The organism is Pseudooceanicola marinus, from assembly GCF_002786295.1.
In the GTDB taxonomy this organism is placed as follows: Bacteria; Pseudomonadota; Alphaproteobacteria; order Rhodobacterales; family Rhodobacteraceae; genus Pseudooceanicola; species Pseudooceanicola marinus.
Genome location: NZ_PGTC01000018.1, coordinates 169,724 through 194,218, shown reverse-complemented (window position 1 = coordinate 194,218; position 24,495 = coordinate 169,724). Strand labels below are relative to the sequence as shown.

The 24,495-nt window shown below is 65.7% G+C and carries 32 protein-coding genes and 1 tRNA gene; 13 read left to right on the top strand and 20 right to left on the bottom strand.

Translation table 11 applies throughout. From position 1 onward, the window contains the following. Positions 1-72 precede the first annotated feature (72 nt). A complete protein-coding gene (locus CVM50_RS14975) occupies positions 73-465 on the top strand; it encodes a hypothetical protein (protein WP_085888250.1) in 393 nt (130 codons plus the stop codon). Positions 466-580: 115 nt separating this feature from the next. Then, entirely contained in the window at positions 581-1,303 is a 723-nt protein-coding gene (locus tag CVM50_RS21410; protein WP_085888249.1) for a hypothetical protein, read from the top strand. On the opposite strand, the gene CVM50_RS14965 is transcribed toward CVM50_RS21410, so the two are convergent. The 3 genes from CVM50_RS14965 to CVM50_RS14955 all read right to left on the bottom strand — a co-directional run bounded on the left by CVM50_RS14965 (position 1,257) and on the right by CVM50_RS14955 (position 3,900). Further along, positions 1,257-2,399, bottom strand: coding sequence for a LysR family transcriptional regulator (locus CVM50_RS14965; protein WP_085888248.1), 1,143 nt, complete (start codon positions 2,397-2,399; stop codon positions 1,257-1,259). The genes CVM50_RS21410 and CVM50_RS14965 overlap by 47 nt on opposite strands. Positions 2,400-2,610: 211 nt before the next feature. Beyond that, on the bottom strand, positions 2,611-3,411 hold the full coding sequence (locus CVM50_RS14960; RefSeq protein WP_085888247.1) for a helix-turn-helix transcriptional regulator: 801 nt from the start codon (positions 3,409-3,411) through the stop codon (positions 2,611-2,613). A 279-nt stretch (positions 3,412-3,690) separates the two neighbouring features. Next, positions 3,691-3,900 (bottom strand): hypothetical protein, encoded by a 210-nt coding sequence (locus CVM50_RS14955; protein ID WP_085888246.1) that lies wholly within the window; start codon positions 3,898-3,900, stop codon positions 3,691-3,693. Positions 3,901-4,128: 228 nt separating this feature from the next. Between CVM50_RS14955 and CVM50_RS21745 the strand changes: the two genes are divergently transcribed. Both CVM50_RS21745 and CVM50_RS14950 read left to right on the top strand, forming a co-directional pair. Further along, entirely contained in the window at positions 4,129-4,299 is a 171-nt protein-coding gene (locus CVM50_RS21745) for a hypothetical protein (protein WP_198431909.1), read from the top strand. A gap of 361 nt (positions 4,300-4,660) precedes the next feature. Then, the gene (locus tag CVM50_RS14950) at positions 4,661-5,005 is read left to right on the top strand and encodes a cupin domain-containing protein (protein ID WP_085888245.1); all 345 of its coding nucleotides are present in this window, start codon (positions 4,661-4,663) and stop codon (positions 5,003-5,005) included. A 202-nt stretch (positions 5,006-5,207) separates the two neighbouring features. Here the strand turns inward: CVM50_RS14950 and CVM50_RS14945 are convergent, their stop codons facing one another. Further along, on the bottom strand, positions 5,208-5,585 hold the full coding sequence (locus CVM50_RS14945; RefSeq protein WP_085888244.1) for a hypothetical protein: 378 nt from the start codon (positions 5,583-5,585) through the stop codon (positions 5,208-5,210). Positions 5,586-6,032: 447 nt separating this feature from the next. Next, on the bottom strand, positions 6,033-7,340 hold the full coding sequence (locus CVM50_RS14940; RefSeq protein WP_085888243.1) for a short-chain fatty acid transporter: 1,308 nt from the start codon (positions 7,338-7,340) through the stop codon (positions 6,033-6,035). Positions 7,341-7,478: 138 nt separating this feature from the next. Here CVM50_RS14940 and CVM50_RS14935 point away from each other — a divergent pair, with 138 nt between their 5' ends. The 3 genes from CVM50_RS14935 to CVM50_RS21405 are packed head-to-tail and all read left to right on the top strand — an operon-like array spanning position 7,479 to position 8,051. Next, positions 7,479-7,724, top strand: coding sequence for a hypothetical protein (locus CVM50_RS14935; RefSeq protein ID WP_085888242.1), 246 nt, complete (start codon positions 7,479-7,481; stop codon positions 7,722-7,724). 4 nt (positions 7,725-7,728) lie between these two features. Continuing rightward, positions 7,729-7,893 carry a hypothetical protein gene (locus CVM50_RS21990; protein WP_159457056.1) on the top strand — a complete coding sequence of 55 codons (165 nt, stop codon included), beginning with the start codon at positions 7,729-7,731 and terminating at the stop codon, positions 7,891-7,893. Further along, positions 7,875-8,051 (top strand): hypothetical protein, encoded by a 177-nt coding sequence (locus tag CVM50_RS21405; protein WP_157792197.1) that lies wholly within the window; start codon positions 7,875-7,877, stop codon positions 8,049-8,051. Before CVM50_RS21990 ends, CVM50_RS21405 begins: the two co-directional genes overlap by 19 nt. A 104-nt stretch (positions 8,052-8,155) precedes the next feature. Here the strand turns inward: CVM50_RS21405 and CVM50_RS14930 are convergent, their stop codons facing one another. Together CVM50_RS14930 and CVM50_RS14925 are read right to left on the bottom strand one after the other, a co-directional pair. Then, complete coding sequence (locus CVM50_RS14930; RefSeq protein ID WP_157792196.1) at positions 8,156-8,851, bottom strand: outer membrane protein; 696 nt, start codon at positions 8,849-8,851, stop codon at positions 8,156-8,158. Positions 8,852-9,107: 256 nt separating this feature from the next. Further along, positions 9,108-9,374: a hypothetical protein gene (locus CVM50_RS14925; protein ID WP_085888240.1), complete on the bottom strand. Its 267-nt coding sequence runs from the start codon at positions 9,372-9,374 to the stop codon at positions 9,108-9,110. A 623-nt stretch (positions 9,375-9,997) separates the two neighbouring features. Here CVM50_RS14925 and CVM50_RS14920 point away from each other — a divergent pair. After that, complete coding sequence (locus CVM50_RS14920; RefSeq protein ID WP_085888239.1) at positions 9,998-10,561, top strand: nuclear transport factor 2 family protein; 564 nt, start codon at positions 9,998-10,000, stop codon at positions 10,559-10,561. Positions 10,562-10,913: 352 nt separating this feature from the next. Here the strand turns inward: CVM50_RS14920 and CVM50_RS14915 are convergent, their stop codons facing one another. The 5 genes from CVM50_RS14915 to CVM50_RS14900 form a co-directional block, all read right to left on the bottom strand. Continuing rightward, complete coding sequence (locus CVM50_RS14915) at positions 10,914-11,165, bottom strand: DUF982 domain-containing protein (RefSeq protein WP_085888238.1); 252 nt, start codon at positions 11,163-11,165, stop codon at positions 10,914-10,916. Positions 11,166-11,356: 191 nt separating this feature from the next. Continuing rightward, positions 11,357-11,533 carry a hypothetical protein gene (locus CVM50_RS21400; RefSeq protein WP_157792195.1) on the bottom strand — a complete coding sequence of 59 codons (177 nt, stop codon included), beginning with the start codon at positions 11,531-11,533 and terminating at the stop codon, positions 11,357-11,359. Positions 11,534-11,715: 182 nt separating this feature from the next. After that, positions 11,716-11,943 carry a hypothetical protein gene (locus CVM50_RS14910; RefSeq protein ID WP_085888237.1) on the bottom strand — a complete coding sequence of 76 codons (228 nt, stop codon included), beginning with the start codon at positions 11,941-11,943 and terminating at the stop codon, positions 11,716-11,718. After that, the gene (locus tag CVM50_RS14905; RefSeq protein ID WP_085888236.1) at positions 11,940-12,146 is read right to left on the bottom strand and encodes a cold-shock protein; all 207 of its coding nucleotides are present in this window, start codon (positions 12,144-12,146) and stop codon (positions 11,940-11,942) included. Before CVM50_RS14905 ends, CVM50_RS14910 begins: the two co-directional genes overlap by 4 nt. A 336-nt stretch (positions 12,147-12,482) precedes the next feature. Then, a tRNA-Ile gene (locus CVM50_RS14900) sits at positions 12,483-12,558 on the bottom strand. 349 nt (positions 12,559-12,907) lie between these two features. Here CVM50_RS14900 and purM point away from each other — a divergent pair. Together purM and purN are read left to right on the top strand one after the other, a co-directional pair. Then, positions 12,908-13,951 carry a phosphoribosylformylglycinamidine cyclo-ligase gene (gene purM, locus CVM50_RS14895; protein ID WP_085888235.1) on the top strand — a complete coding sequence of 348 codons (1,044 nt, stop codon included), beginning with the start codon at positions 12,908-12,910 and terminating at the stop codon, positions 13,949-13,951. A gap of 4 nt (positions 13,952-13,955) precedes the next feature. Next, positions 13,956-14,525, top strand: coding sequence for a phosphoribosylglycinamide formyltransferase (gene purN, locus CVM50_RS14890; protein WP_085888234.1), 570 nt, complete (start codon positions 13,956-13,958; stop codon positions 14,523-14,525). Here purN and CVM50_RS14885 read toward each other — a convergent pair. After that, complete coding sequence (locus CVM50_RS14885; protein ID WP_085888233.1) at positions 14,522-14,722, bottom strand: hypothetical protein; 201 nt, start codon at positions 14,720-14,722, stop codon at positions 14,522-14,524. The two genes, purN and CVM50_RS14885, sit on opposite strands and share 4 nt — an antisense overlap. Positions 14,723-14,959: 237 nt before the next feature. On the opposite strand from CVM50_RS14885, the gene rnd reads away from it, so the two are divergent. Then, a complete protein-coding gene (gene rnd / locus CVM50_RS14880; protein WP_085888232.1) occupies positions 14,960-16,123 on the top strand; it encodes a ribonuclease D in 1,164 nt (387 codons plus the stop codon). A gap of 72 nt (positions 16,124-16,195) precedes the next feature. On the opposite strand, the gene CVM50_RS14875 is transcribed toward rnd, so the two are convergent. Further along, on the bottom strand, positions 16,196-16,702 hold the full coding sequence (locus tag CVM50_RS14875; RefSeq protein WP_085888231.1) for a hypothetical protein: 507 nt from the start codon (positions 16,700-16,702) through the stop codon (positions 16,196-16,198). Positions 16,703-16,885: 183 nt separating this feature from the next. Between CVM50_RS14875 and CVM50_RS14870 the strand changes: the two genes are divergently transcribed. Then, on the top strand, positions 16,886-17,284 hold the full coding sequence (locus CVM50_RS14870; protein WP_085888230.1) for a SufE family protein: 399 nt from the start codon (positions 16,886-16,888) through the stop codon (positions 17,282-17,284). Positions 17,285-17,347: 63 nt separating this feature from the next. On the opposite strand, the gene CVM50_RS14865 is transcribed toward CVM50_RS14870, so the two are convergent. The 3 genes from CVM50_RS14865 to CVM50_RS14855 form a co-directional block, all read right to left on the bottom strand. Further along, positions 17,348-17,863 carry a hypothetical protein gene (locus CVM50_RS14865; protein WP_085888229.1) on the bottom strand — a complete coding sequence of 172 codons (516 nt, stop codon included), beginning with the start codon at positions 17,861-17,863 and terminating at the stop codon, positions 17,348-17,350. Further along, positions 17,860-18,516, bottom strand: a complete 657-nt coding sequence (locus CVM50_RS14860) for a DUF1638 domain-containing protein (RefSeq protein ID WP_085888228.1) — start codon at positions 18,514-18,516, stop codon at positions 17,860-17,862. The genes CVM50_RS14865 and CVM50_RS14860 overlap by 4 nt, the downstream gene beginning before the upstream one ends. Before the next feature lie 79 nt (positions 18,517-18,595). Continuing rightward, positions 18,596-19,297, bottom strand: coding sequence for a corrinoid protein (locus CVM50_RS14855; RefSeq protein WP_085888227.1), 702 nt, complete (start codon positions 19,295-19,297; stop codon positions 18,596-18,598). A 214-nt stretch (positions 19,298-19,511) separates the two neighbouring features. Between CVM50_RS14855 and CVM50_RS14850 the strand changes: the two genes are divergently transcribed. After that, on the top strand, positions 19,512-20,627 hold the full coding sequence (locus CVM50_RS14850) for a PA0069 family radical SAM protein (RefSeq protein WP_085888547.1): 1,116 nt from the start codon (positions 19,512-19,514) through the stop codon (positions 20,625-20,627). Between the two features lie 185 nt (positions 20,628-20,812). Here CVM50_RS14850 and bmt read toward each other — a convergent pair whose 3' ends face one another. From bmt to CVM50_RS14835, 3 genes are all read right to left on the bottom strand, one after another. Further along, positions 20,813-21,826 (bottom strand): betaine--homocysteine S-methyltransferase, encoded by a 1,014-nt coding sequence (gene bmt / locus CVM50_RS14845; protein ID WP_085888226.1) that lies wholly within the window; start codon positions 21,824-21,826, stop codon positions 20,813-20,815. A gap of 49 nt (positions 21,827-21,875) precedes the next feature. Then, positions 21,876-23,753 (bottom strand): phosphatidylglycerol lysyltransferase domain-containing protein, encoded by a 1,878-nt coding sequence (locus CVM50_RS14840; RefSeq protein ID WP_085888225.1) that lies wholly within the window; start codon positions 23,751-23,753, stop codon positions 21,876-21,878. Positions 23,754-23,956: 203 nt separating this feature from the next. Next, entirely contained in the window at positions 23,957-24,268 is a 312-nt protein-coding gene (locus CVM50_RS14835; RefSeq protein ID WP_085888224.1) for a DUF1476 domain-containing protein, read from the bottom strand. Positions 24,269-24,495 lie beyond the last annotated feature (227 nt).

Here is a 24,495-nt window from a genome sequence, read left to right as displayed (position 1 = left end):
AGACCTCAACTCGACGGCTCGGCCGACGGTGACGCCGGTCGGGCGAAAGTGAAACCAGCAGGAGGAATTGAAATGAGACTTTTCGTTATTTTGGCATCTGCCGCCGCCCTGGCCGGGGGTAGCGCCTCGGCACAGGTCGTGCTGGGCACCGGGTCCTGGTCGGGCTCCGAAAGCGGGGTGATCGCCTCGGGTGGTTCGGGCGCGGGGACCTTCGGTGGTCTCGCCGGGGCGACCAACAGCACCTCGATGGAACTGGCCAGCGCCGGCACCGCGGAAGGCTACACGGTTCTCGGACCGGGCGGCGCGATTTCCGGCTCGTCGTCCTCGACCGCCACGGTCGGCGGGGTCGAGAACACCTCGACCGCCGGCGTCTTAGGCTTCGGCGCGGCAGGGGCCACCGGCGGCTACACCGTCGGCAACGGCAGCAGCAGCGGCGCCTTCGGCGGCCTTGGCATCATGTTCTAGGACCTGATGCCAAAGCCCGGTCCCGTGTCCCATCGGGTCGGGCTGGCCGGAGCAGCTATCCGAACGTACTGCTCCGGCCTCAACCTAGACCTCTGCGTTCGGGGAGGAGAAACCCATGTTCAATGATATCCAGAAAGCACCCGCCAAGTTGCTGGTCAACGCTGCCGGCGCCATCTGCGTCTCGGCCATGCTGGCCACGACCGCCGCCGGCCAGAGCGCCAGCAGCGGTTCGAGCTCCAGCTCGTCCAGCTCCGCCCAGGTGTCGACCAGCTCGACGTCCTCGGCCGCGGGCGGCCATTCCAACGCCCAGATCTACCTCGATCAGCGGACCCCGGGGGAGATCACCACCAATCATCGCTACGGCGGGTCCTACACCGTGCGCAACGCGCCGGCCGTTCAGCCGCCCTCTATGGGCTCGGGGCATCCCTGTTCGCTGTCCTCCAGCGTCGGCATCTCGCTGATCGGCGGCGGGGCGGCCGGGGGCAACTCCCGCGTGGACGAGGCCTGCCTGCTGGCGCAGATGGGCCAGGGCCAGGCGGCGCTCATCATGATCGCGCGGCGTGATTCCGAGGCCTGCCAGGCCCTGCGGCAGGTCGGCACCCTCCCGCCCAGCAGTGTTTGTACCGCCAACGAGCGGCGGCAGGCGGCCCAGGTACAGCGCGCGTCATTCGCGGCCACCACAACGCCGCAAAGCGCCACCACTCAGGCGCCGCGCCCGCTGTCGAGCTATGTGACGTGCTCTCGTCGTGATGACGGGGTGATCCTTGCGCGGAAGCAGCGCGGCACCCCGTTCAACGATGAACAGGTGGCTGACTACTGTCGCTCGAAGATGCAGTGATCGTCCCCCCATCACTGCATCGGTCCTGCCCCGGATGTCCCGACCGGGGCAGGACTTTTTCCAGGGTCATCACGCCGGTTTCGCCGGCGCGATGGCGCATGAAACGCGCGATCGCATCGGGCCGCAGGGCCGCAGGTGACAGGGCCCGGGCGTAGTGATCCCGGAGGGCGGCGGACAGGTTGCGGAAGTAGCGCGCGAAGGAGGGGACGGCCATCAGGTGGCGCGGCATGACCACGACCATCGCCTGGGAGGTCAGGCCGGTCTCATAGAAGGCGACGGTGTCGTGGATCCGTTCCGGCAGGTTGGCCCGCAGGGTCATCGAGACATGGCAGGTGGCCAGCCCCGCGGCGACGATCTCGACCGCGCCGACGTGTAGGTCGCTGACATAGGAGGGCGCGGCATCGGGTAGCCGGGTCCTGTACCAGTTGGCGCCGACGTCGGACCATTCGTGCGGGGCCCGCACCACGACACGTTTTTGCAACGCCGGCGGCAGGTCCCGCGCCCCGGCATCGCCTGACAGCACCGCGCGCACCAGCCCTGGGTCGATCGAGCGTGGCACCGCCCAGACGATCTGATCCATGTAGATCTCTTCTGACATGAGCGAGCGCGTCTGCCTCAGCTCCTCGGTCATGGCCAGCAGGCCGATCCTGGCCTTGCGGATCGCGAGGTAGTCGAGCAGGTCGGCACTCGACGGGGCGAGGCTGACCGAGACCTCGGAGAAGCCTGGGATGGCCCGCGCCACCGCCGCCGCGATCCCCAGCGACCGCCCGGCATGGGAGGGGATCGTCGCGAAGCTCATCGTGTAGCCTTCATGGCCGAAGATCTCGCCGTGGCGTGTCCGGCCTTCCTCCAGTTCGGTCAACACGCTGCTGGCGGTGCGCGCCCAAAGCTCGCCGGCCCCGGTCAGGACACCGGGATGCCCCTGGTCGCGGCTGACCAGTTCGGAGCCGAGCGCGGTTTCCAGTTTGGCGAGCTGCGCGGAGATGGTGGGCTGGGTCAGCCCGAGAAGCTTGGCGGCCTTGCGGATTGAACCGGCGGTGGCGATCCCGTCGAGCACCTCCAACTGACGAATGGTAATCGGTTTCGAGCCTGTCATGTCACAGCTCCGGAAAAGATACGGTCCCCGCTGGACGCTTCTTTTCCCGACCTCGGGTGTCCCGCGGATCTCAAGCAATTGTTGAAGCTAATCATGAAGTTCGACGTTTGCGCCAGAACGGATTCCGGTCAGCTTCCGAGCCGCGCCGCCGCATTTCTCGCGCCGCGGGGCAGCAATCGAGGGCCTGCGGGGCAGGGCGCGCGGCGGGGCGTCAGCTGTTGGAGGGGGAGGGCGCCTGTGCCGAGGCGTGGCCGTCACCGGCGCCCTCGTGCAGGAAGAGTATCGCCGCTTCGGTGCGGTTGCTGACCCCCAGCTTGCCCATGATCCGGTGGATGTGCAATTTCACCGTATGGGCCGACACGGACAGGTCGCGGGCGATGACCTTGTTGGGCCGGCCCGCCGCCACGAGGCGCAGAACCTCCTGCTCTCGTGGGGTCAGGACGGTCAAGGCCTCGGTCGGGGTGTAGTCGCCCTCCCCCCCGGCGTCCGGGGGCGTCGCGCCCTCTGCATAGGGGGGCGTCAGGTCGAACGCGCAGGACGGCAGGTAGTGTTCGCCGCAGTCCAGCAGGCGCAGCAGCTGGATCCAGGCCGTCAGGTGCAGGTTCATCGGAAGGATGCTGACGTGGTGCTGCACCAGGTTGTGCCCGTCGCTGCGCACCAGTTTGGCCGCCCCCAGGGACGTGCGCGCGGCCAGGGCCAGCCGGGTGTTCTCCATCTCAGTCGGGCGCCGTCGGAGAAGCAGGAACAGGTCGTCGACCTGCCGTTCATCCACTACCAGCAAACGGGTTGGCGGAGGCGGGTCGGTCGGGTGATCCAGCACCGTCAGCGCCCAGGTGGCGAGCTGCGGGTATCTGGTCGCGCAAATGCCGGCAAACTCGGTGTCGATCGTGCGCAGAACCACGTCCGAAAACAGCGTGCCGGAGCCGATGAAGGTGAAATGACTGAGCTCGGCCGTACCGTTGCCTTGGCTCTGTGGCGCAGAGCCGCTCTCCGTTCCTCCCGGTGCACTCATCGGATCCCCTTTCCTGGCGCATGAGGTGATGTGCGAGAGCCCGGTGCAGTCGCGGGCAGTCACCTCTTCTGCTTGGCCTCGACGCTAGCCAGAAATTACTGTCGCGTTAATCTATTCACAGGAAAGGCTTTTCCTATCACCTCGGGTGCATTTCTGCCGCGCCTTGGCGTCAGGGAGCTTTTGGCCGCCCGGGATGGAAATCGCTGCAGCCGGCCTTCCGGGCGGGGCTGGGGCTGGGGCCGCCTGCTGTGACCCTGTCGGTCTCGTGATCCCGAGGTGTCAGCCGCCGTCCCGTTCGGCCAGGGCCTGTTCCAACAGGGCGATCGTCTTGTCGTAGGAATTGCGCGACTTGGGAAAGAGGTCACGCTGTTCGCGGTAGAAGGCCAGCCACCGCTCCAGCGTGTCCAGCGGGTAGGTGTTGCCCCATGTCTCCAGGTTCAGGGTAAAGGTGCCCGCGGCCCGGTCGATCTCGCATGTATTCTCGCTCATGGGCGCCTTCTGCCGCGCCTCTCGGGGAGGCTCAAGAGCCATTGTCGCCGGGGATGACGATCCCGCCTGTCGCCCACCGCGGGGGTGCCGGGGGACGGGCCCTGCCATGGGCGGCGAGGCCATATCCCGCTGGCCCTGCCATCGTGCTGCGCTGCGTCATGAAAAGCAGGGGCGGATGTGCTAGACCAGAGGCAACGTGCCAGAAGAGGCACGCAGAGAGGAGGACCCATGCAACCGATCAACGCATCCCAGCAGGCGAGCGCGCTCTACCGTGCGCACGGCCCGGCCGCCGAGGCGAAGGTGGCGGAAAAGATCCGCGCCTGCGAGGCGTCCGGTGAAACGGATCAGGCTCGCGACTGGAAGCTGATCCGCCACGCGCTCCGCGAGTTGAAGCACTAACGGCAGCCTGCCATGGCCGGGAGCGGGGCCAGGTCCCCCGTCCCGACAGTCTGCGATCGCGGTGAGAGGCCAACCGAGGCAGGTCCTTGGCTGAGCCCTGGGGGCCGCCTTGTGGTCGCCGACGTCGCGCGGAGAGTTGGAGGTCTGGTAGGCCCGGCAGGGATGGCAGGCATCAAGTAAAGGGATTAAATAACAGATGCTTAAGGGGTAATGTGGACCACGCGAAAAGGGTGCGTGGTCCACATTTGCCTGATGCTGCCGCCCTCCGGGGCGACGCTGGTCTGTCTATCGGAGCGGGCCAAGCATTGTGGACCGCCCGCTTTGATCCTAGAGATTGCCCCCGTCATTTCAGGGGGTGCCGATGATCAGCTCACAAACAGCAGAGCACTACAAATGGGGTGAGGATTGCGATGGCTGGATCCTGGCCTCGGGAAGCGACCTGCTCATCATCGAAGAGCGCATGCCGGCGAACACGAAGGAAGTTCGTCACTATCATGCTAAAGCGCAGCAATTCTTCTACGTCCTCTCCGGGTCCCTGACGATGGAGCTGGACGGGGTGACGCAGACCGTGCCCGCGCGAAGCGGCATCAACATTCCTGCGAACGCCCCTCACCAGGCCCGGAACGACAGCGAGTCCGAGGTCGTCTTCCTGGTGATCTCGGCGCCGACCTCCCGGGGTGACCGTCACGACGCCCCGTTCGCTTGAATGGCAAGGCGGATCATCGGTTCGGCCTTCAACTCGTCGAAGGTGAGGTCGGGTGTGCGGTGCCTTAGAGCGCCTTTTTAGCCTCTGCCGCCCGCGTGCCCGGCGGGCGGATGTCGTCATGCTGTGGCAGCGATCAGCACTTTCGGGCGGCGGCCCCAACCGGACAGCGGTTGGGCTGTCAGGGGCCGGCCAGGGCGTTGCATTAGCCGTTGTCGACGGCAGCCGTCGTGGGGGCGCTGAGGTCGAGTTCAGCCAGGCAGGCCTTCGCGAGATCGCGATCCGGGCTTTCAGTTCCGGGCATCGTAGCCCAACCAGCGTCCATCACTGCATCACGCTGGCGATAGCTCGACGCGGCGCGGACGGTCTCCAGCTTGGAGCGCAGTTGCGGATCCCGGCGCGCCTGTTCAAGGCAGACGGGGACCATCGCGGTGGTCAGTTCGGATGCAGCCAGTTCCTCGGCGCGCTCCTGCGAGGTGCCGTCGGTGACCCAACCGCCCCAGGTGAAGCCGATGATGCCAAGTGCTGCCGCGCCGATGAGGGCACCGTAGATGCCCGGCTTGAGCCATTCGGGAGTGGTCATGAGAAGTCCTCCCGCGGAGAAAGCGCCGCGTCGCTATATGTGTGGTGAAGGTCGTCGGCGTGAGGCGAAGAGCGCATCAATCGGTCCGGCGGCGTCAGACGCGGTCGGTGTCCGTACACGGCGCAATGGACCGCGGCGTTGCCCGGTTTGTCACCATGGTGTCGATGTCGTGGAAGTTCTGCTGCCCTTCGCAGCAAGACGTGATCGTCTCAAGAACCAATAGCCTATCCCGGCGCGAAATACAACTTCCGTGCGGCCCCGCTGGGGGTGTTTCGCTCTATGTGAGTTGGTCGATCCGGTGGGCTGTTTCGCAACCTCAGCCCCCGGGGCATCGGGAGTGACTTCGGCTCGGGCGACCGCCGCTGATCTTCACGCCGCGTCGGTCGCGGCGCTGTGGCTGGGTTCATTCGGTTGCCCCGGGATCGAGGCCCGGAGCAACCGTTGAGCCTACAGGAAGGTGAGGCCGAGCGAGATCACGACCCCGCTCAGGACCAGGTGCAGGGTGCAGAAGCCCATGATGTCCTTCGCCTTCAGGCCGGCGATCCCGAGGATCGGCAGGGCCCAGAAGGGCTGCACCATATTCGTCCAGGCATCGCCCCAGGCCACGGCCATTGCCGCGCGGGCCGGATCGACGCCCAGCTCTGCCGCAGCGGGCAGGATCACCGGGGCCTGCACGGCCCACTGTCCGCCGCCCGAGGGCACGAAGAAGTTCACCACGCCGGCGCTGAGGAAGGACCAGAGGGGCAGGGTGGCCTCGGAGGCGAGAGAGACCATGCCCGAGGAGATCGACTCGGCGAGCCCAGAGTCGACCATGATCGCCATGATGCCGGCATAGAAGGGGAACTGGATGACGATCCCGGCGCCGCCCTTGATGCCGTCGTTCAGGCTGGCCAGCAGGTTGCGCGGGGTGCCGTGCAGGATGATCGCCACAAAGAGGAACAGGAAGTTGACGATGTTGAGCGTCAGCGTTCCGCCGTTGACGAAGTAGTCGAACAGGAAGGCCAGGCCCGAGAGGCCGATCAGCCAGGTCAGGATCCGGCTGCCCTCCAGCCGCTCGGCTGGGGTGTCGCCCTTCGCCACCGGGGGCTCGGATTCGGTCAGCAGCTCGGGATCGACGTAGACACTTTCATCCGGCTTCGGCAGCATCATGCGGTTCAGCAGCGGCACAACGATGAAGAGGCACAGGACGATCGCCAGGTTGAAGAAGGAGAAGATCGTCTGATCGGTTCCGATAACGCCGATCATGCTCTCGAAGGGGTGTCCCTCTGTGGCGATGGCCAAGGGCACGGAGCCCGCCAGCCCGCCATGCCAGACGATGAAGCCGGAATAGGCAGAGGCCACCAGCAACCGGTAGTCGACCTTCACCTTGCGCGCGACCTCCTTGGCAAAGAGCGCGCCGACGACCAGGCCGAAGCCCCAGTTGAGCCAGCTTGCCGCCAGGGCGGTGTAGGTCACCAGCAGGATCGCCGCGCCTGGTGAGCTGGCGAGGCCGGCCAGTTTCTGCAGACCGCCTTTCACCAAGGGCGTGGAAGCCATCATGAAGCCGGTGACCAGGACCAGCAGCATTTGCATGGCAAAGGCCAGCAACCCCCAGAAGCCGCCGCCCCACATCTCGACCACGGCGACGGGGCTCTGTTGCTCGAAGACCATCGCGGAGACCATGACGATCAGGGTCAGGATGACGACAAAGATATAGGGGTCGGGCAACCAGCGCTCGACCAGGCGCACCAGTGGGCGCGACACGGCATTCAGCATGGGGATCCTCCAATCCGTCAGGCTTGGGCCGCGGTGCGGCCTCCTCCTAAGATGGGATTTGTGTCGCCGGTGGCTCGGGGCAACAGAGAATAGGCGCCGATCGCTGCAAACCTGCTACGTACGCTTCTGCTTCCTGGCATGTTCCTTATCGCCGACGATGCCCTAATGGTTTTCCTCGCCGCGGCCTGGCTCGCCTGGCACTTCGCGGGCGAAGTCGACCGCCTGCAGGCCCGTGCCCGGACTCTCAACACCATGCTGGCCGGCTGCAACGGCCGGGTGGCGGACCTTCACCAGGACAAGGAGCGCGACCATGCGCTGGACAGCATTCCCGGTTCCGATCTCGGCCCTTTTGCGCCTGACCGCTGGCTCTTACCTGCGGAGTGATCCTGTGCCGGCAGCGCCGCCGCCCGGCCCGGCCTTTTGCGACGTGGAGGAGATGCGGATCTTCAGCGAAGCGGAGATCGACTGGCGGGCCACCCATGCGCCCTGGAACCTGCGGCGGGACCTGAAGACAAATGCGACCTGGGAGGCCGAATGCCCCGCTACTTCGTGACCATGAGCAACGAGGCTCACGGCTACTACTACCCGCCGCGCGAGGTGCCCTTCGAGGCGCCCGACGCTCGCGCCGCGCGCGAGGCTGCCCAGGACTGGGACCATATCGCGGAGATCCACTCGGTTCGCGCGGCCGATCCGGCCGAGTTGGACGACTAGCGCCCGGATCGGGGGCAGCGGTGCGCAAACACCGCTGCAGCCCCAGGGCGCCTTTGAACTGCATCGGGGCACTTTTCTCCGGGCTTGGGCCCGTACCGGTGGCTTTAGTCCAGTGCGATTGTCAGGCGGAGGGTGATGACGCTCGCGTCCGCACCGATCTCATACTCCTGCGGCGCGCCCAGGCCGGAGATCTCACCGGAAGCGGTGCGCGCCTGGAAGTCGACGTAGCGATAGTTGATGCCGACCGCATACCGATCCGTGATCCGATAGTCAGCGCCGATGCCGGTAAGGAAACCCGTCGACATGCCATCCAGCGAAACCCTGCAGGGGGTCGGGCAATAGGGGGCCTCATTGGGCACGCTAAGTTTTGCGATCGCCACGCCGGCTTCGCCGTAGAACAGCCAGTTGCCGTAATCTTTGCCGACCCGGCCTGCGAGAGAGGCCATCGGCCCGATCTCGGTCGCGAGCGTTTCGCCCGGGGAGAAGGGGGAGGCCTTTCGTTCTTCATGATCGAGACTCGTCAGGCCAACCGACCAACCGAGCAGGAAGTCGCCTCGGCGGTACATCTGACCGACTTCACCACTGATCGCCAGGCTGTCGGCGGTGCCGTGATCCTCGTAACCGGTAGGGGCGAAGATGGGTACGCCTCCTGCGGTCCAGTCCAGCCGGCTGTGGCTGCTGCCGAGGCCGATTGAGGCGAACGGTCCAGCCCAGTCGTCGGCATTGGCCGATCCTGCCAGGCATAGCCCTGTCAGTGCGGCGGCTGTAAAATGCCGGAGCGTTTTGTTGCGAGTGATCATTGCGAAGTCCCCTAATCGAGTGTTTGGCGACGCTAGGACTTCTGGAGCATTGTGCCAATGAAAATACATGCGGTTCGCATCTGAAATTAAGATGCATCGTCTGAAAAGCCACGCCGGACCCTTGCGCTTTCGAGATGAGGGTAGTGCAGGGAAGCCTTTGGGAACGGGCCAATTGACAGGTGCTCGTCTGGCCTTTCGGCGATTGCCGTCGCTGCAACCGCCGTGTTCCTGCTCTGAAGATAACGCGCCTGGCCCCCTAGCGTTCGGGATGGAGCGTGTGAACGGTGCCAGCACTATCCCCGTGTTCGACCATCTCGTCGTCGCCCGGTGTTTCAATGCTCTTTGCGATTTTCTGGGTGATCGCCGACGCCATCATCAATCCTGAAACGCCCTCAGCGCAGGTGCGCCCGACAAGTTGATACCCTAGACTTTCTAGCCGGGCGGAGATCTCTTTCAGCTCCTTGACCTCGAGCTCAAGCTCCTTGGCTTTCGCAACAAGATATCCATCAAGACTTATGGCCACTGGTACAGTCCTTCGAACGAGATAGCAGGCAGTAGATTGCCGCGAGCTAGGAAATATTGTGGGAGTGCAGACTCCCGTCAGGTTACGCGACGCGTTCCACATCGAAGTTTCAAAGTCAGAGAATTCGGCCTGACGTCATTTCGGGGCGTCGATGAGTATTCTCCGAAGCCTGTCGAGCAACAGGTTCTTTCCACCTTTGGGGGAACCGCCCGCGACGTGTCAACGCTTACATCTTTGGCTATCCGTTTGGGTATTGTGCTTGAAAATAAGGGTTGGAGCTTTGGAGTTTAAGCGTGACAACGCCTTCTGAGAGGGGCGGGACATCGCATATCTCGTGACTGCCAATCTAGGGCGGTCGTGCCAGGTTTGCGACGACCTGCGAAGTCGGCGTGACCGAGCGGGGCCGCGGCCCACGGACAGGAGCGTTGTTGTCCGGGCCTGGCGGTCAGGCGTGTCAGGCCTTGTGCTCTTATGAGCTTCTTTGCGTGTAGACTGGGCACCTAAGAACCTGAGCGAAGGGTTTCTTCGAAACTCCCGCTTGAGTGGCTGCCCGCCGCTTCATATGCGGGGCCCGACGCGATACATTTAGGTGAAAATTATCGTAATCAGGTAGGGAATCGCCCGTGTCTCAAGAATACATCAACGCCCTGGAAACACGTGTCGCGGTCCTAGAGGCCGAAGCCGAGGTGCGCCGCCTGCAGGCGCGCTACATGTTCTTATGTGATACGCCCAACCCGGAATATGGGTGCGACAGCGATGCAGAGCGCATTGATCGCATCATGGAGCTCTTCGCGCCCGAAGCTGTCTGGGAAGGCGTTGGTGAGTACTACGAAGGTCAGTTCGGCCGCGCCGAGGGCTGGGATGCGGTGAAGAAGCATTTCGAGGGGTTCTGGGGCGGTAAGACCGATCCCGCTCTCATCCTGAACTGCCACTATCTGACCTCTGAACAGATCCGCGTGTCCGATGATGCCATGACCGCAGAGGGCAATTGGGTGCATATGCAGCCCTGGCTCTTCTCGGATGGAAAGGCCCTTCTGCGGTCCTCCCGGCTGTTCAACAAGTTCCGCAAGTGTGAGGATGGCGTCTGGCGCTACACCCACAACCGCACGGAAAATGTCTTTGTCGCACCGCTCCCGGCCACCTGGGCGTCCGACTATCCGTCTAATTCGGTGCTTATGCAGCCCTGAAGACGTTGCAGTCCCTGCGCCGGTTGCCTGATCGGTCCCGCTTTGCGGCGGGGCCGTGCGTGGCCTCAGTATGAGGCTCTTCCGTCCGTCCGGTCGGGCTATTCCTGGAAAAGGCGCCCCAGAGAGGCGCGAGTTTCAGCGATCGGGTGTTCCTCTGACAGCCCCAACATGAAGTCGTCCCAAGTCAGCGCCCCTGCATTTAGGACCGTTTGTGCGGGAGATGTCATGTGGCGGCTCGCGTGTGCTGGTTTCTTTTCGTTCATGTGGTTCAGGTTCCTCGCTGTGTCGTTGGATGCTGCCACTTCTTCGGACCTAAATCCGGCCGGTGGCGCTATGGTGACGGGCGCCCGTGCTACGCCAGCTTGGCCGGGACGAACCCGGCAGATCGCGCTGCCGCGATGAAGGCCTGCCTGGCTTCCGCAACAGATCCCATGCATTCCATGGCGTCTTCGATCCGGGCCAAAGCCTTTCGGTGGGTCGCATCGCTGGTCGGCCATTTGCGGCGCAGCCAGTGGTGGGCGGTCTCAATCGTGCCGACACGTGCGACGTTGTCGCCCTTCGTGTCGATGAGGGCGAAGGGTTCGCCCCAGGGAATATCCATCATTGTCGTATCCTAATGTCTGGGGGAGGCAGCGGTTCATACTGCCGCGCTCCGGGGTGGCACCGTCCGGCGCCTGTAATCTTGTGTCGTGTTTCGCAGTCGGGCGGCGATCGGCCTGCAGGGCAGAGCCAGTCCGGGAAAAACCCGGCCCGACCTCGCCCGGTCGGGCGAGCCGCATCGGCCGACCGGGCGGATCAGCTGTCCGAAGGCGCCTCGGAATCGCTCTTTTCGGTCGGGGCATCGTCCTGCGACATGGTGGGCGCCGCGGGGAATCTTCGATACCCGAACTTCTTGGCGCCGGGCCGCTTCTTCGCGGGCGTGCTGAGGAACTCCTTGAGATCCAACTGCTTCTTTGGCTGTGAATAGCCCATGGTGATCCTCCCTGATCCGTTATGTAGGTGGCGTCTCGCGCCATCGTCCGCCGCCTGGGGCGGCCACGATGCGCTGCACCGGCGCGCCGTCGGACTGGGTCCGAGATGGGCGCTCCGGGCAGAACGTGTCGCGAGAGGTATTGGAACTGACCTCGTGCGGGCCCTTGGCGGGCCGCAGGGGATCAGGTGTTGTCTTCCCGCCCTAGCGCTCGGCGGGCGGCACTGAGGCGCGCGATCTTGTCCGCGCGCTGCTCGGCTTCTTCTGACAGCAAGCGCTTGGCGCTGGCCGAAATCTTGTCGAGTTGCGTCTCGGACCGCGCATCGGCCTTCTTGGTGGGCGACAATGGTTTGCCACCATTGCCGCTCTGTTCGGGAACGCCGTTGAGGATATCGTCCAGAGTTGGCTTCACACCAGCTCCAGAGAACCAGCGGATTCGCGGCCATCGCGGCCGGCCTCGAGGGTGTAGCTCACCTTCTTGCCTTCGGGCAGGTCAGACAGACCTGCGCGTTCGACCGCAGAGATATGTACGAAGATGTCCTTACCGCCGTCGTCGGGCTGAATGAACCCGAAGCCTTTGGTGGTGTTGAACCATTTCACTGTGCCTTGAGCCATGTCGGTCTCCTCCTGATTTCTGCTGCCCGCGATATGCGGCAGCCCGGCAAAGTCGATCCAAGTCGATCAACCGAAACCGTTTCAGGCAGCAGAATGTCGAAGAGAAAAGCGTAAGCTATACTCACATGGCCCTTGCGGACCGGGTTTACAAGGCCGCGTCGGATCATTGCCGTATTCAGGCGCCATCTCCTCTGCCACGGCCGGCTAGCATGACGCGGCATCGAACCCCCCGGAAAACGTGGTCCACTTGCCCCGTAACCCATTGAAAAGTGATGGGCGTTCGTGGGTCGGCGTGGTCCACATTGCCCTTGATTTTATTGGGAAAAATCGGATTTCTGGTAGGCCCGGCAGGATTTGAACCCGCAACCAAAGCGTTATGAGCGCTCTGCTCTAACCGTTGAGCTACAGGCCCGACCGCGCTCAGGCATATGGCGCGGAGCCGCGAGGGTCAAGCGCGCGGCGGGGCAGGCGGGTACGTTCGGGGGCGGACGTGGCTGCGACGCGTCAACCCTGGCCTCGCTGCCGCCCCGAGGACGCGGGGCCCGAGGCCATGGTAGGACTTCAGTGTGAGCTGCGCGCGCGGCGCCCGTCGTGCGGTGCATGAGGGCAGATCGTGACGAAACAGGGGCGGCACGTGGCTTTCGGGCGGGCGACCGCCGCCGCGTCTGCCGTTGCGGCAGCGGCGGGCCGCTTTGTCGTTGCGCGAAGGGGGGGGATCGGCTACTGACCGGCCCAATTTCCAAGGCTTCGAGGGCAGGGTCATGAGTGACGGCAAGAACGGGATCACCTACGCGGACGCAGGTGTGGACATTCAGGCCGGGAACGACCTGGTCGACCGGATCAAACCGGCGGCCAAGGCCACGGACCGGCCCGGCACCATGTCGGGGCTGGGCGGGTTTGGCGCGCTCTTCGATCTGAAGGCGGCCGGCTACGACGATCCGATCCTGGTGGCGGCCACCGACGGTGTGGGCACCAAGCTGCGCATCGCCATCGACACCGGCCACGTGGACACCATCGGCATCGACCTGGTGGCCATGTGCGTCAATGACCTGGTCTGCCAGGGCGCCGAGCCGCTGTTCTTCCTTGACTACTTCGCCACCGGCAAGCTGGAGCTCGACCAGGCCGCGGCCATCGTCGAAGGGATTGCCAAGGGCTGTGCCAACTCCGGCGCCGCGCTGATCGGCGGTGAAACGGCGGAAATGCCGGGCATGTACGCCAAGGGCGATTTCGACCTGGCAGGCTTTGCCGTGGGTGCGATGGAACGCGGGCAGGATCTGCCGGCGGGCGTGGGGGCTGGGGATGTCCTGCTGGGGCTCGCCTCCGACGGGGTGCATTCCAATGGCTATTCTCTGGTGCGCAAGCTGGTTGAAACCTCGGGGCTGGGCTGGGATGCGGATTGCCCCTGGGCCGACGGCTCGCTGGGGGCCGCGCTGCTGACACCGACCCGTCTCTACGTCAAATCCTGCCTCGACGCGGTGCGCGCGGGCGGTGTGCATGCCCTGGCCCATATCACCGGCGGCGGCCTGACCGAGAACCTGCCGCGCGTCCTGCAGGGCCTGGGGGCCGAGATTGATCTGACCGCCTGGGAGAAACCCGGCGTGTTCACCTGGCTGCAGGCGCAGGGCGGCATTTCCGAGGCGGAGATGCTGAAGACCTTCAACTACGGTGTGGGCATGGTGCTGGTGGTGGATACAGCCGAGGCCGACGCCCTGACCGCGCTGCTGACCGAGGCCGGCGAGACCGTCAGCCGCATCGGGACGGTCACCGAAGAGGCAGGCATCCGTTACCCGGCGCTGCAGGGCTGATCCCTTGAAGCGCGTTGCAATCCTGGTGTCCGGCGGCGGGTCCAACATGGTCCGCCTCGTCGAAAGCATGACCGGCGATCACCCCGCGCGCCCCGTGCTGGTCGGGTCCAACGATCCGCAGGCGGGCGGTCTGGTAAAGGCCACCCAGATGGGCGTGCCGACCTTCGCGGTCGATCACCGCCCCTTCGGGAAAGACCGCGCGGCCTTCGAGGCCGAGCTGATCTGTCACCTGGATGCGGCGCGCCCTGACATCCTGTGCCTGGCGGGCTTCATGCGGATCCTGACGCCCAGCTTCATACGGCATTACGAGGGGCGGATGCTGAACATCCACCCCTCGCTTCTGCCCAAATACAAGGGTTTGCACACCCATGCGCGGGCGCTTGAGGCTGGCGAGACCGAGGCCGGCTGCACCGTGCATGAGGTGACGGCAGAGCTGGACGACGGTCCGATCCTTGGCCAGGCGCGGGTCGCCATCGAACCGGGCGACACGCCTGAAACGCTGGCCGCCCGGGTGTTGGTGCAGGAACATCAGCTGTACCCGGCCATGCTGCGCAAGTTCGCCGAGAGCCTTTAGCGGATCATCTCCAGCGAGCCGGAGTTGCCGCGCCAGGCCATGTCGGGCGCGACTTCGGTCTGCGGCACGACGGTGGACAGCGCCACCATCCCCAGAACGAAGGCCAGGGCGACGGCTGCCTTCAGCGGCAGGCGCACGGGCGAGGTGGCGGGGGCAGGGGCGCAGTGGGGGCGGTTCAGATTGATGGCTTGGGCCATGACGGGTCCTTTCGGGGAAGAGGGAAGGAAGGTCCTTGCCTGTTTCTACCCCGCGGCCACGTCTAACGAAAATGAATGATTGATCGTCTCACGCTAACGTATTTTGATGGGTGCGGGGTCTTGTTTCTTGCCGGCAGGGTGGTTTCGCGCGCCCTTCGCCCTCTTTCCATCCCGTGACAAGGCAAGTATGACGGGGTCATGACGGCAGGACGTGAAGCGATCAGAAGAAAGCCTTAGATGCAGACGATTACCCGTACCGAGGACCTTGCAGCCTATTGTTCCATGGCCCGGTCCAAACCCTATGTCACGGTCGATACCGAGTTTCTGCGCGAGCGCACCTATTACTCCCAGCTTTGCCTCGTGCAACTTGCGGTGCCCGGCAAGGACGACGAGACCGATGCGGTACTGGTCGATCCGCTGGCCGAGGGCCTGTCGCTGGATCCCCTCTACGAGCTTTTCCGGGACACCAACGTGGTCAAGGTCTTCCATGCCGCGCGGCAGGACCTGGAGATCTTCTACGTCGATGCCGGGCTGATCCCGGAACCGCTGTTCGACACCCAGGTCGCGGCCATGGTTTGCGGGTTCGGCGAACAGGTGGGCTACGAAACGCTGGTGCGCAAGATCGCCCGCGAGAGCCTCGACAAATCGTCCCGTTTCACCGACTGGTCGCGTCGTCCTCTGACCGAGGCGCAGAAGAAATACGCCATCGCCGACGTGACCCACCTGCGCCAGATCTACGAATACCTGGCCCGTCAGCTGGAAAAGGATGGGCGCGCCGCCTGGGTGGCGGAGGAAATGGGTATCCTGACCAACCCCGAGACCTATATCGTGCGCCCCGAAGAGGCGTGGAAGCGCGTGCGCACCCGCACCAACTCGGGCCGTTTCCTCGGCGTGTTGCGGGAGCTGGCGAAGTTCCGGGAATCCTACGCCCAGTCGAAGAACGTGCCGCGCAACCGCGTCTACAAGGACGACGCCCTGGTCGAACTGGCCTCGACCAAGCCACAGACCCCGCAGGATCTGTCCCGCGCGCGCCTGTTGCTGCGAGAGGCCCGCAAGGGCGAGATTGCCGAGGGCATCATGGCGGCGATCAAGACGGGCTTGGAATGCCCGGACGCGGACCTGCCCAAGCCTGACAAGACCAAGGAAAAGCTGCAGGTGAATCCGGCGCTGGCCGACCTGCTGCGCGTCCTGCTGAAATCGAAGTCGGACAATTCCGGCGTCGCGGCCAAGCTGATCGCGGCCACCTCCGAACTGGACGAATTGGCCGCCGGGGAACGCGACGTGCCCTCGCTGCACGGCTGGCGACGCGATGTCTTCGGCGCCGATGCGCTGCGGCTCTGCGATGGCAAGATCGGTCTGGCGACCAAGGGCCAGAAGGTCATCACCGTCGACCTGGATTGATCAACACGGCCAGAGAAGACAAAGGGCGCAGCCATCCGGCCGCGCCCTTTTGCGTTGTGGTGATGCCACGGATCAGCGGCGCGAGGTCAGGACGTTGGAGGCGCTGATGACCTCGATGGAGCTGACATTGGTCAGCTCGATGTTCGACAGCCGTGCCGCGGCGGTGACGCGGCGGGTCTGGATCGGGCCGGCGGTCCCGCCAGGGGCCTGATAGGCGACCATCACGTAGCGGGCGACACCGTCCACCGGGTCACCGTCGTTCTCTGGGCGCAGTTCCACGTCGTAGGCACCGGTCTGGGCCGTGACGCCGGTCACGCGGATGATCGCGCCGCCGGGGATACGTTCAACCGTCAGGTTTTCCAGGCCCGCGATCGGCTGGCGCAGATCCTGGTCCGGCTTCCGGGCGAAGGCGCTGCGCTTGGGGATCAGGGGGTTGGTGCTCTCGACCTCCTGCGGGGTCGCCGGGCGCGAACTGCTCTGGCCGAACCAGTTGAACGGGTTCAGGCGGCTGTCCCGCACGTATCCACATCCCGACAGCCCAATGGCGGCGATCAGGACGACGGGAAGAAACTTGCGCATGGATCGGAGCCCCCCTGGCTTTCCCTTGTACTTCCTTCCTCCTCTAGCGCAGTGGCGAGGGCTTGAAAAGCCAAGCCTTTGCCGTAGCTGGAAGGTGCGGCCCCTTTGCCGGGGCTGGACCTTCCGCCGCCTGCGGCGTAACCCCGGGGCAGGCAGACAGACGGACCACGCAAGGAGAGCCCCATGGCGCAGCCCGCATTCGAGGAAATCGTCGAGGATTTCGAGTTTCTCGAGGATTGGGAAGACCGCTATCGTCACGTGATCGATCTGGGCAAGGCGATGGAGCCGCTGCCCGACGCCCTGAAGGTGCCAGCGACCAAGGTCGAAGGCTGTGCCAGCCAGGTCTGGCTGCACATGCGCCCCGAGGGCGGCATCTTCCATTTTGATGGTGAAAGCGATGCGATGATCGTGCGTGGCCTGATCGCGGTGCTGAAGGCGCTTTACGATGGTGTGCCGATGGCAGAGCTGGGTCAGGTGGACCCGATGGCGGAGCTAGGGCGGCTGAACCTGCAGGAACACCTTTCGGCACAACGGTCCAACGGGTTGCGTGCGATGATCGAGCGGATCCGCGAACAGGCCTGAGCCACATCCGGACGCCGTGGATAGGGGAAGGGGGCTACGGCCCCCTTTTGCATGTCGAAGCGTCTAGCGCTCGGGCATGTATTTCCGCAGGCCGTGGAAGAAGATGTCGATCTCCAGCGCCAGGCCGACCTCGAAATCGTTCAACTCCTGCCCGCTCCAGCGGTGCTGTTCCAGTCGGGCCAGGTAGTCGCGCCGGGTCTGGTCGTCGCGCGCCTCCAGCGGCAGCGTTTCGGCGGCGCGCAGCAGGTCGATACGCTTGTGCACCTCGCGCATGCCGGAGAACGCTTCCATCATCGGACGGGTCAGGCGCGGTTCGTCCTGCCAGCTGCGCCCGGCGAAGACCTCCTGCACCACGCGGTTGCCGGCGCCGAGGCAGTCATAGGCGACGCAGCCGGGGAAGCCCTTCTCGGTCAGGCTGTCGTGGATCGAGCACATATGGCCCGAGAGGTTGCGACAGGGCTCGCCCGGGTTCTTGTCGAAGGCGAAGTCCTTACCCTTGTCGAAGGCCAGCGCCAGGCAGCAGAGCGCGGCGCATTTGGAACAATCGGTTTTCAGCAGGTCGAGGGTGTCAGAGGTCACGAGGGCTTCCGGGTCAGGGCGGTGGCGAGATCGCCATATCCCGTGAATCGCCGGGTGAATTCAAGGCCCAGCCTGTCGGCGGCCTCGCGCGCCTTCGCAGTCAGCGCCGGATCTTCGGTCTGGGCCAGGTAGACCAAGTGGGTGTAATGGCCGAAATACATCGGCAGCAGGTCCGGGTGACGGTCCAGGCCCAGGGGTTCCCAGACGAAGGCGTCGAACTGCCGGGCGAGGAAGTCGGTCAGGTAGAAGGCGGTCAGCTCGTCGCGCGCCTCGAACCGCTCGACCCCGTCGAAGAAGGCGTAGCAATGGGCGCCGGGCAACATCTCCACCCCCAGGCGGTCGCATTCGGCGGCCAGCAGCCCGCCGGTGCCGCAATCGGCGTAGAGCACGTGGATGCGCGCGTAGCGGTCGCGGTGCCGTTCCGCAGCGGCGCGGACGGCATCGGTGATCTTCTCGGGCGTGTTGTGCAGAATGGCGGGCAGGCAGATCAGGTCGAGGTGATCCAGCCCGTTCATGCGTTTCAGCGCCAGCACCTCATGGGCCAGAGCCCCGCAGGCGATCAGCAGGGTGGAGGCCTCGCCCTCGGTCAGGCGCGTTTCCGTCAGGCTGGCGCCGGATTGGGTCAGGGTCTGGTCATCGGGAAGATCGGTCATCGGGTGGCCTCCCCGCGCACAGGGTAGAGACGATCCGCCTCCGGGAGGGGCGCGGGCCGGGGCCCGCGCCGGGCTGGGATCAGGCCGTGGCCTGGTTGTGCTTGCGCGCGATGAAGGTCTTGGCGGTTTCCACCGCCACGGCGGCGTCGCGGCAATAGGCATCGGCGCCGATGGCGCGTCCGAACTCCTCGTTCAGCGGCGCGCCGCCCACCAGGATGATGTAGTCATCGCGGATGCCCTGTTCCTTCATCGTGTCGATCACGACCTTCATGTAGGGCATGGTGGTGGTCAGCAGGGCGGACATGCCGAGGATGTCGGCTTCTTCGCGCTTGATCGCCTCGATGTACTCTTCGACCGGGTTGTTGATGCCCAGATCGACGATCTCGAAACCCGCGCCTTCCATCATCATCGACACCAGGTTCTTGCCGATGTCGTGGATGTCGCCCTTCACCGTGCCGATGACCATCTTTCCGATGGTGCGTGCGCCGGTTTCGGCCAGCAGCGGCTTCAGGATGGCCATGCCGCCCTTCATCGCATTGGCTGCCAGCAGCACCTCCGGCACGAAAAGGATCCCGTCGCGGAAGTCGGCGCCGACAATCGTCATGCCACCCACCAGGGCCTCGGTCAGGACACGATAGGGGGTCCAGCCGCGTTCGAGCAGGATGTTCACGCCCTCTTCGATCTCTTCCTTCAGACCGTCATAGAGGTCGTCCATCATCTGCTGGACCAGTTCGTCGTCGTCCAGTTCGGACAGGATGATTTCTTCTTCTTCGTCGGACATGTTCTTCCCCGATCTGCTGCGCGCGGGCCTGGCCCATTCCCCGACCTTTGTCGCAAAGCGACCCGCTGACTTTGCGGAATGCGACAAAACGGACGATGCGGACGACCTATGGCATGCAAGGCCCAAAGAAATCCTGAAAGGAATCATGGAGGTTTGTCCCGAGAGGACCTATGTTCATCATATGTTCCATGATTCCGCTGCCCCGCACCCTTCCATGGCTGAAAACATCGACACCCCGCCCGAAACGACACCGCCCCATGGCATCGACACCCGCGCCCGCCGCGGGCGCGGCGCCGTTAGCAACGCCCCCGGACGCTACGAGGCGCTGGAGACGGTGGCGGAAGATGATGGCTGGGAGGTGATCGAGGAGCCGGTGCAGATCCGCACCGAAGTGCGCGAGGAGCGCGCGCGCAGCCTGATCACCTACAATCGCTCGCCCGATCTGCCCTTCGACCGCTCGATCAATCCTTACCGCGGCTGCGAACACGGCTGCATCTACTGCTTCGCCCGGCCCAGCCACGCCTACCTCGGCCTGTCCCCTGGGCTGGATTTCGAGACCCGGCTGGTGGCGCGTCCCAATGCGGCGGAGGTCCTGACGGCCGAGCTGGGCAAGCGTAGCTATAAGGTCGCGCCGATCGCCATCGGGACGAACACCGACCCCTATCAGCCGATCGACAAGACCCACGGGCTGATGCGCGAGTGCCTGCAGGTGCTGTGGGAGCATCGCCACCCGGTCGCCATCGTCACCAAGGGCACCGGGATCCTGCGCGATCTGGATATCCTGCGGAAGATGGCCAAGCTCGGCCTGGTGCGCGTGGGCATTTCCGTCACCACGCTGGACCGTGACCTGTCCCGCCGGATGGAGCCGCGCGTGCCTGGCCCGGAGAAACGGTTGCAAGTGATCCGGGCGCTGGCGCGGGCGGGGGTGCCGGTGCGCGCCATGGTTTCGCCCGTGGTGCCCGCTCTGACCGACGCCGAGGTGGAGAAGATCCTGGAGGCCTGTGCAGGCGCCGGGGCCACGGCCGCCAGCTGGATCATGCTGCGCCTGCCGCGCGAGGTGTCACCGCTGTTCCAGGAATGGTTGGCCGAGCACTATCCCGACCGGGCGAAACGGGTGATGACCCGCCTGCGCGAGATGCACGGCGGTCAGGATTACTCGGCCCAGTGGCACAAGCGGATGCGCGGTGAGGGACCCTATGCGGCGATGATTGCCCAAAGGTTCCGCGCGGCGGTGAAGCGCCACGGATTGGACGTGCCGCAGCCCGAGCTGCGTTGCGACCTGTTCCGCGTGCCGGTGAAACCCGGAGAGCAGCTGTCGCTTTTCGACTAAATGGGGCTGGAAAGGGGGGGGCTCCGCCCCTTCGCTGCTGAAATCGTCCACTGGACGATTTCCGGGACGCGGCTCCGTCCCCGGAGTATTTCGAACAAGGTGAAGCAGAGCCGTGGCGCGCGATCCCGCGTGCACGGCGGTCGCGGGCGCCCGTCCGGGCCATTTCAGGCATCGCTGCGGACTGCTCAGCCCCGGCTGCGCCGGCGCGGTCGGCGGGCCGGGGTGGCATCGTCGCCGGTGCCGTCGGAGGCGGAGGAGAAGCCGCCCAGCTTTTCGGTGATCTGATCGAGGGTCGGACGCGGGCCGCGGGGGCGGGTCGAGAGCGCCTCGCGCATCTTCTCCAGGTGTTCGGGCATGGTGCCGCAACAGCCGCCGATGATCGTGGCGCCGCAATCGCGGGCCAGGACCGCGTATTCGGCCATCAGCTCCGGCGTGCCGTCATAGTGGATATGGCCGTCTTCGTATTTCGGGATCCCGGCATTGCCCTTGGCGATGATCGGCCGCTCGATCCCGAGGGCGGAGAAGCCCAGTACGGTGCGCAGCAGGTCCGAGGCGCCGACGCCGCAATTGGCGCCGAAGGCGATCGGCGGGTTGTCCAGTTTCTCGACCGTCCGCGCCATGCCTTCCGAGGTCAGGCCCATCATCGTGCGCCCGGCGGTGTCGAAGCTCATGGTGCCGCACCAGGGCATGTCGGCCAGTTTGAAGGCCTCGGCGGCAGCGCGGTATTCCTCGGGGGCGGAGATGGTTTCCAGCCAGAGCACGTCGGCGCCCCCGGCCTTCAGGCCCTCGGCCTGTTCGTGGAACATCTCCACGGCCGTTTCATGGGTCAGCGGACCCATCGGCGCCATGATGTCCCCCGTCGGCCCGACGGAGCCGGCGACCACGACCGGGCGGCCTGCGGCATCGGCCACCTCGCGGCCCAGCTCGGCGCCGATGCGGTTCAGCTCGCTCACCCGGGACTGTGCGCCGTGCAGTTTCAGCCGGGAGGCATTGCCGCCGAAGGTATTGGTCAGGAAGATGTCCGACCCGGCCTCGACCGCCGAGCGGTAGAGGGTGCGGATGCGGTCGGGGTGCTCAACGTTCCAAATCTCGGGGGCGTCGCCCGCGGTCAGCCCCATGTTGAAGAGGTTGGTGCCGGTGGCGCCATCGGCCATCAGCCAGTCGCGGGATTGCAGCAGTCGGGACAGGGCATCGGTCATCGGGCTCTCCTGGCAGGGGCGTTCCGGCCGCGCCGGGGGCCGCGCTTGTTCAAGACCTCTCATACGCAAGCGCGCTCTCCGTGGGAAGGGGCTGTGCCCGGGTTCGGGCAGGACGCCGCATGGCAAGGGCCAGATCGGCGGCTGCCAGCGCCAGCGCGCCGCGCCCGGGGGCGGCCATGTAGAGAGGCTGGTGGCGCGGGGCGAAACTGTCCTTGAACCGCGTCAGGCCCATGCCGCCGGTCCGCGCCGCGACCTGGGCGCGGGCCCAGGTCATCATGCGTCCCTCATTCCCGGGGCGGGCGGGAATGGCCGCCAGCGACAGCGGCAGGCCCAGCCGGGCGGCCTCTCGCGCCGCGGCCGTGACAAGGGCGTGCATCGTGCCGTCGGGCAGATCTGCGCCGTGCCGCATCAGGTCGAGGCAGAGTTGGTTCTGGTTCTCGTGCAGGGTGATATAGGCGACCGGATCGCCGTCGATCCGCGCGCCGAAGACCCGTTGCCGGGCGACGTAGGAGGGGGCGAAGCGCCCGGTCGACAATCCGCGGGCGACCCCGTGCAGTGCTTTCCATTCGGCGTCCAGTCGCGCAAGGTCGGCCAGGGGCAACTTCGTCTCGCAAGAGATTGTCACGCCGGCCTTTTCCGCGTTGCGCAGCTTGCGGCGCAACTGCCGGAATGCGGCGCCGTCGAGGGTCAGCGCGCCGGGGTCGATGACGGCGTCATCGGCGACATGCAGGATCTGCCAGCCCGCCTTGCGGGCTGCCAGCGCCTGCCGGGCGGAGCATTTGTAGACGACGGGGATGCGGTTCGAGCTGCGCGCGGCGGCGGAAAGACGCGGCAGCAAGGGGCCCAGGCTGCCGGACAGCGGGTCGAAGAGCAGGGTCAGCGTCTGGGGCGTGTCGATGCACAGGGCGCCGCTGGCGGCACAGCCCAGGAGTCGCGCGCCGTTCTGCCGCGCGACGCCGCATTCCGCGCGCGGCGCATGGTCCAGCAGCAGGTCGGGGATCCGGCGGGAGGTGCGCCGACGGGGCGGCGCCTCGACCACCGGGCGGGGGCGGAAGATATGCAGCGTGGCCAGCGCCGCGGGCAGCAGGTAGTAGACCAGGCGGAAGGCCAGAACGGCGGCGAAGAGGTCACTTTCCGGCAGGGCGGGCAGAAGCGCCAGCAGCGACAGCTCGAACGGGCCGACCCCGCCGGGTGTCCCGGCGAAAAGACCGGCGCCCAGGGCCAGCAGGAAAACCGGCAGGAAGGCGGCAAAGCCCGGCGGCTCGGGCAGCAGGGCATAGAGCGCCAGGCCTGCGGCGCAGGTGTCGATGGCGGCGAAGAAGGTGATGGCCCCCATGGCCTTGAGCGATGGCAGGCGCAGGCGCAGCCGGGCAAACCGCAGTTCCGGCGCGAAGAGCGAGGCCGCCGGTAGGGTCAGGAAGAACACCAGCCCGAGCAGGGCCAGCCATTCCGGCAGCAGGCGCGGGGCGAGCAGCAGGCAGGCCAGCGCGGTGACCAAGGCCCAGGCGATGAGGAAGGAGGCCGAGACGGCGGCGGTGACCTGGGTCACGCGCAGGGGCCCGAGTTGCGGCAGCAGGCGCCAGCGCGCCAGCGTACCGGTCACCACGCCTAGGCCGAGGAGTTGGGCCAGCGCGATCGAGGACATGCCCGAAAGCTGGGCATCACGGGCCGAGATGCCGGTGCGGAGATGTCGGTGTATCACCGCGTCGTAGCGTCCGAGCGACCAGAAGGAGACGGCCGTGGCCACCAGCGCCAGGGCCCATTGCGCCGGGCTGACCGCGAGGAAACTCTGCCACAGCGCGTCGGGGTCGAGCGTCCGCAGGCGGTTCCAAAGCAGCCAGAGACAGGCGCTTCCGACGGTCAGGGGCGCGACGTAGCGCAGCCAGCGCGTCCGGTCCTTGCGTGCCACGCGCATCACCTCGGTCATTCCGATCCCCTTCTCCCGGTCCCGGGTTCAGGGGTAGGCGAGGTTTCTTTCCGTAGACTTAAAAGGCACTCAGCCGCTCTGTTGCATTCTACGGATTGCGCGGACAGGATTGCAGAGGACCGCGAAAAGCAGCCCTGGAGTGAGCGATTTTCCTTACGTTTTAGTCGCTTGCGCGGTGACGTTGAAGTTCTCGTGTTCGGGTGTCACTCCTCCGCTAGCGCGGCCTTCGCCGTCGCCAGGGCCTCGGCATGGCGGGCGCGGATCGTGGCTTCGTCCGCCAGACCGTCGAGGTCTGCGACCAGCTTGGCGATGACGTCCTCATGACCGGGTTCGGTCAGGTCGGCCTTCACCAGCGACGCGGCATAGCCCTGTTCCTCGTCCCCGGTCTTGCCCAACAGGCCTGCGGCCCAGTGGCCCAAAGCCCAGTTGCAGCGCGCCTCGGCGCGGAACAGCATCTCGCTGTCATGGGCGAACTTCGACTCGAAAGCGGCTTCGCGGTCCTTCAGGTGGCTCATGAGATGATCTCCTCCCTCTGCCTGGGACGCCCCGTCTGGTCGGGACGCGATCAGGTTAGTCGCTCCTTGACGCTGCGTGAAGACGGGACGGGGCAGGGCGTGACACTTTGGAGGTTTCGCCGGCGATAGGGCGCGGGGTCCGGCAAGGCGCCACGCTTGCTCCACTGCCGCGCTTGCACTAAGAGAGCGCGAAAGCGGGCGAGTCCCGTTCCCGACCAGAGCCCGTG

Excerpts from the sequence above, each read along its gene's own strand:
- CVM50_RS14975 (WP_085888250.1), top strand. The coding sequence starts at position 73 with ATGAGACTTTTCGTTATTTTGGCATCTGCCGCCGCCCTGGCCGGGGGT.
- CVM50_RS21410 (WP_085888249.1), top strand. The coding sequence starts at position 581 with ATGTTCAATGATATCCAGAAAGCACCCGCCAAGTTGCTGGTCAACGCT.
- CVM50_RS14965 (WP_085888248.1), bottom strand. The coding sequence starts at position 2,399 with ATGACAGGCTCGAAACCGATTACCATTCGTCAGTTGGAGGTGCTCGAC.
- CVM50_RS14960 (WP_085888247.1), bottom strand. The coding sequence starts at position 3,411 with ATGAGTGCACCGGGAGGAACGGAGAGCGGCTCTGCGCCACAGAGCCAA.
- CVM50_RS14955 (WP_085888246.1), bottom strand. The coding sequence starts at position 3,900 with ATGAGCGAGAATACATGCGAGATCGACCGGGCCGCGGGCACCTTTACC.
- CVM50_RS21745 (WP_198431909.1), top strand. The coding sequence starts at position 4,129 with ATGCAACCGATCAACGCATCCCAGCAGGCGAGCGCGCTCTACCGTGCG.
- CVM50_RS14950 (WP_085888245.1), top strand. The coding sequence starts at position 4,661 with ATGATCAGCTCACAAACAGCAGAGCACTACAAATGGGGTGAGGATTGC.
- CVM50_RS14945 (WP_085888244.1), bottom strand. The coding sequence starts at position 5,585 with ATGACCACTCCCGAATGGCTCAAGCCGGGCATCTACGGTGCCCTCATC.
- CVM50_RS14940 (WP_085888243.1), bottom strand. The coding sequence starts at position 7,340 with ATGCTGAATGCCGTGTCGCGCCCACTGGTGCGCCTGGTCGAGCGCTGG.
- CVM50_RS14935 (WP_085888242.1), top strand. The coding sequence starts at position 7,479 with ATGTTCCTTATCGCCGACGATGCCCTAATGGTTTTCCTCGCCGCGGCC.
- CVM50_RS21405 (WP_157792197.1), top strand. The coding sequence starts at position 7,875 with ATGCCCCGCTACTTCGTGACCATGAGCAACGAGGCTCACGGCTACTAC.
- CVM50_RS14930 (WP_157792196.1), bottom strand. The coding sequence starts at position 8,851 with ATGATCACTCGCAACAAAACGCTCCGGCATTTTACAGCCGCCGCACTG.
- CVM50_RS14915 (WP_085888238.1), bottom strand. The coding sequence starts at position 11,165 with ATGATGGATATTCCCTGGGGCGAACCCTTCGCCCTCATCGACACGAAG.
- CVM50_RS21400 (WP_157792195.1), bottom strand. The coding sequence starts at position 11,533 with ATGGGCTATTCACAGCCAAAGAAGCAGTTGGATCTCAAGGAGTTCCTC.
- CVM50_RS14905 (WP_085888236.1), bottom strand. The coding sequence starts at position 12,146 with ATGGCTCAAGGCACAGTGAAATGGTTCAACACCACCAAAGGCTTCGGG.
- purM (WP_085888235.1), top strand. The coding sequence starts at position 12,908 with ATGAGTGACGGCAAGAACGGGATCACCTACGCGGACGCAGGTGTGGAC.
- CVM50_RS14885 (WP_085888233.1), bottom strand. The coding sequence starts at position 14,722 with ATGGCCCAAGCCATCAATCTGAACCGCCCCCACTGCGCCCCTGCCCCC.
- rnd (WP_085888232.1), top strand. The coding sequence starts at position 14,960 with ATGCAGACGATTACCCGTACCGAGGACCTTGCAGCCTATTGTTCCATG.
- CVM50_RS14875 (WP_085888231.1), bottom strand. The coding sequence starts at position 16,702 with ATGCGCAAGTTTCTTCCCGTCGTCCTGATCGCCGCCATTGGGCTGTCG.
- CVM50_RS14870 (WP_085888230.1), top strand. The coding sequence starts at position 16,886 with ATGGCGCAGCCCGCATTCGAGGAAATCGTCGAGGATTTCGAGTTTCTC.
- CVM50_RS14860 (WP_085888228.1), bottom strand. The coding sequence starts at position 18,516 with ATGACCGATCTTCCCGATGACCAGACCCTGACCCAATCCGGCGCCAGC.
- CVM50_RS14855 (WP_085888227.1), bottom strand. The coding sequence starts at position 19,297 with ATGTCCGACGAAGAAGAAGAAATCATCCTGTCCGAACTGGACGACGAC.
- CVM50_RS14850 (WP_085888547.1), top strand. The coding sequence starts at position 19,512 with ATGGCTGAAAACATCGACACCCCGCCCGAAACGACACCGCCCCATGGC.
- bmt (WP_085888226.1), bottom strand. The coding sequence starts at position 21,826 with ATGACCGATGCCCTGTCCCGACTGCTGCAATCCCGCGACTGGCTGATG.
- CVM50_RS14840 (WP_085888225.1), bottom strand. The coding sequence starts at position 23,753 with ATGACCGAGGTGATGCGCGTGGCACGCAAGGACCGGACGCGCTGGCTG.
- CVM50_RS14835 (WP_085888224.1), bottom strand. The coding sequence starts at position 24,268 with ATGAGCCACCTGAAGGACCGCGAAGCCGCTTTCGAGTCGAAGTTCGCC.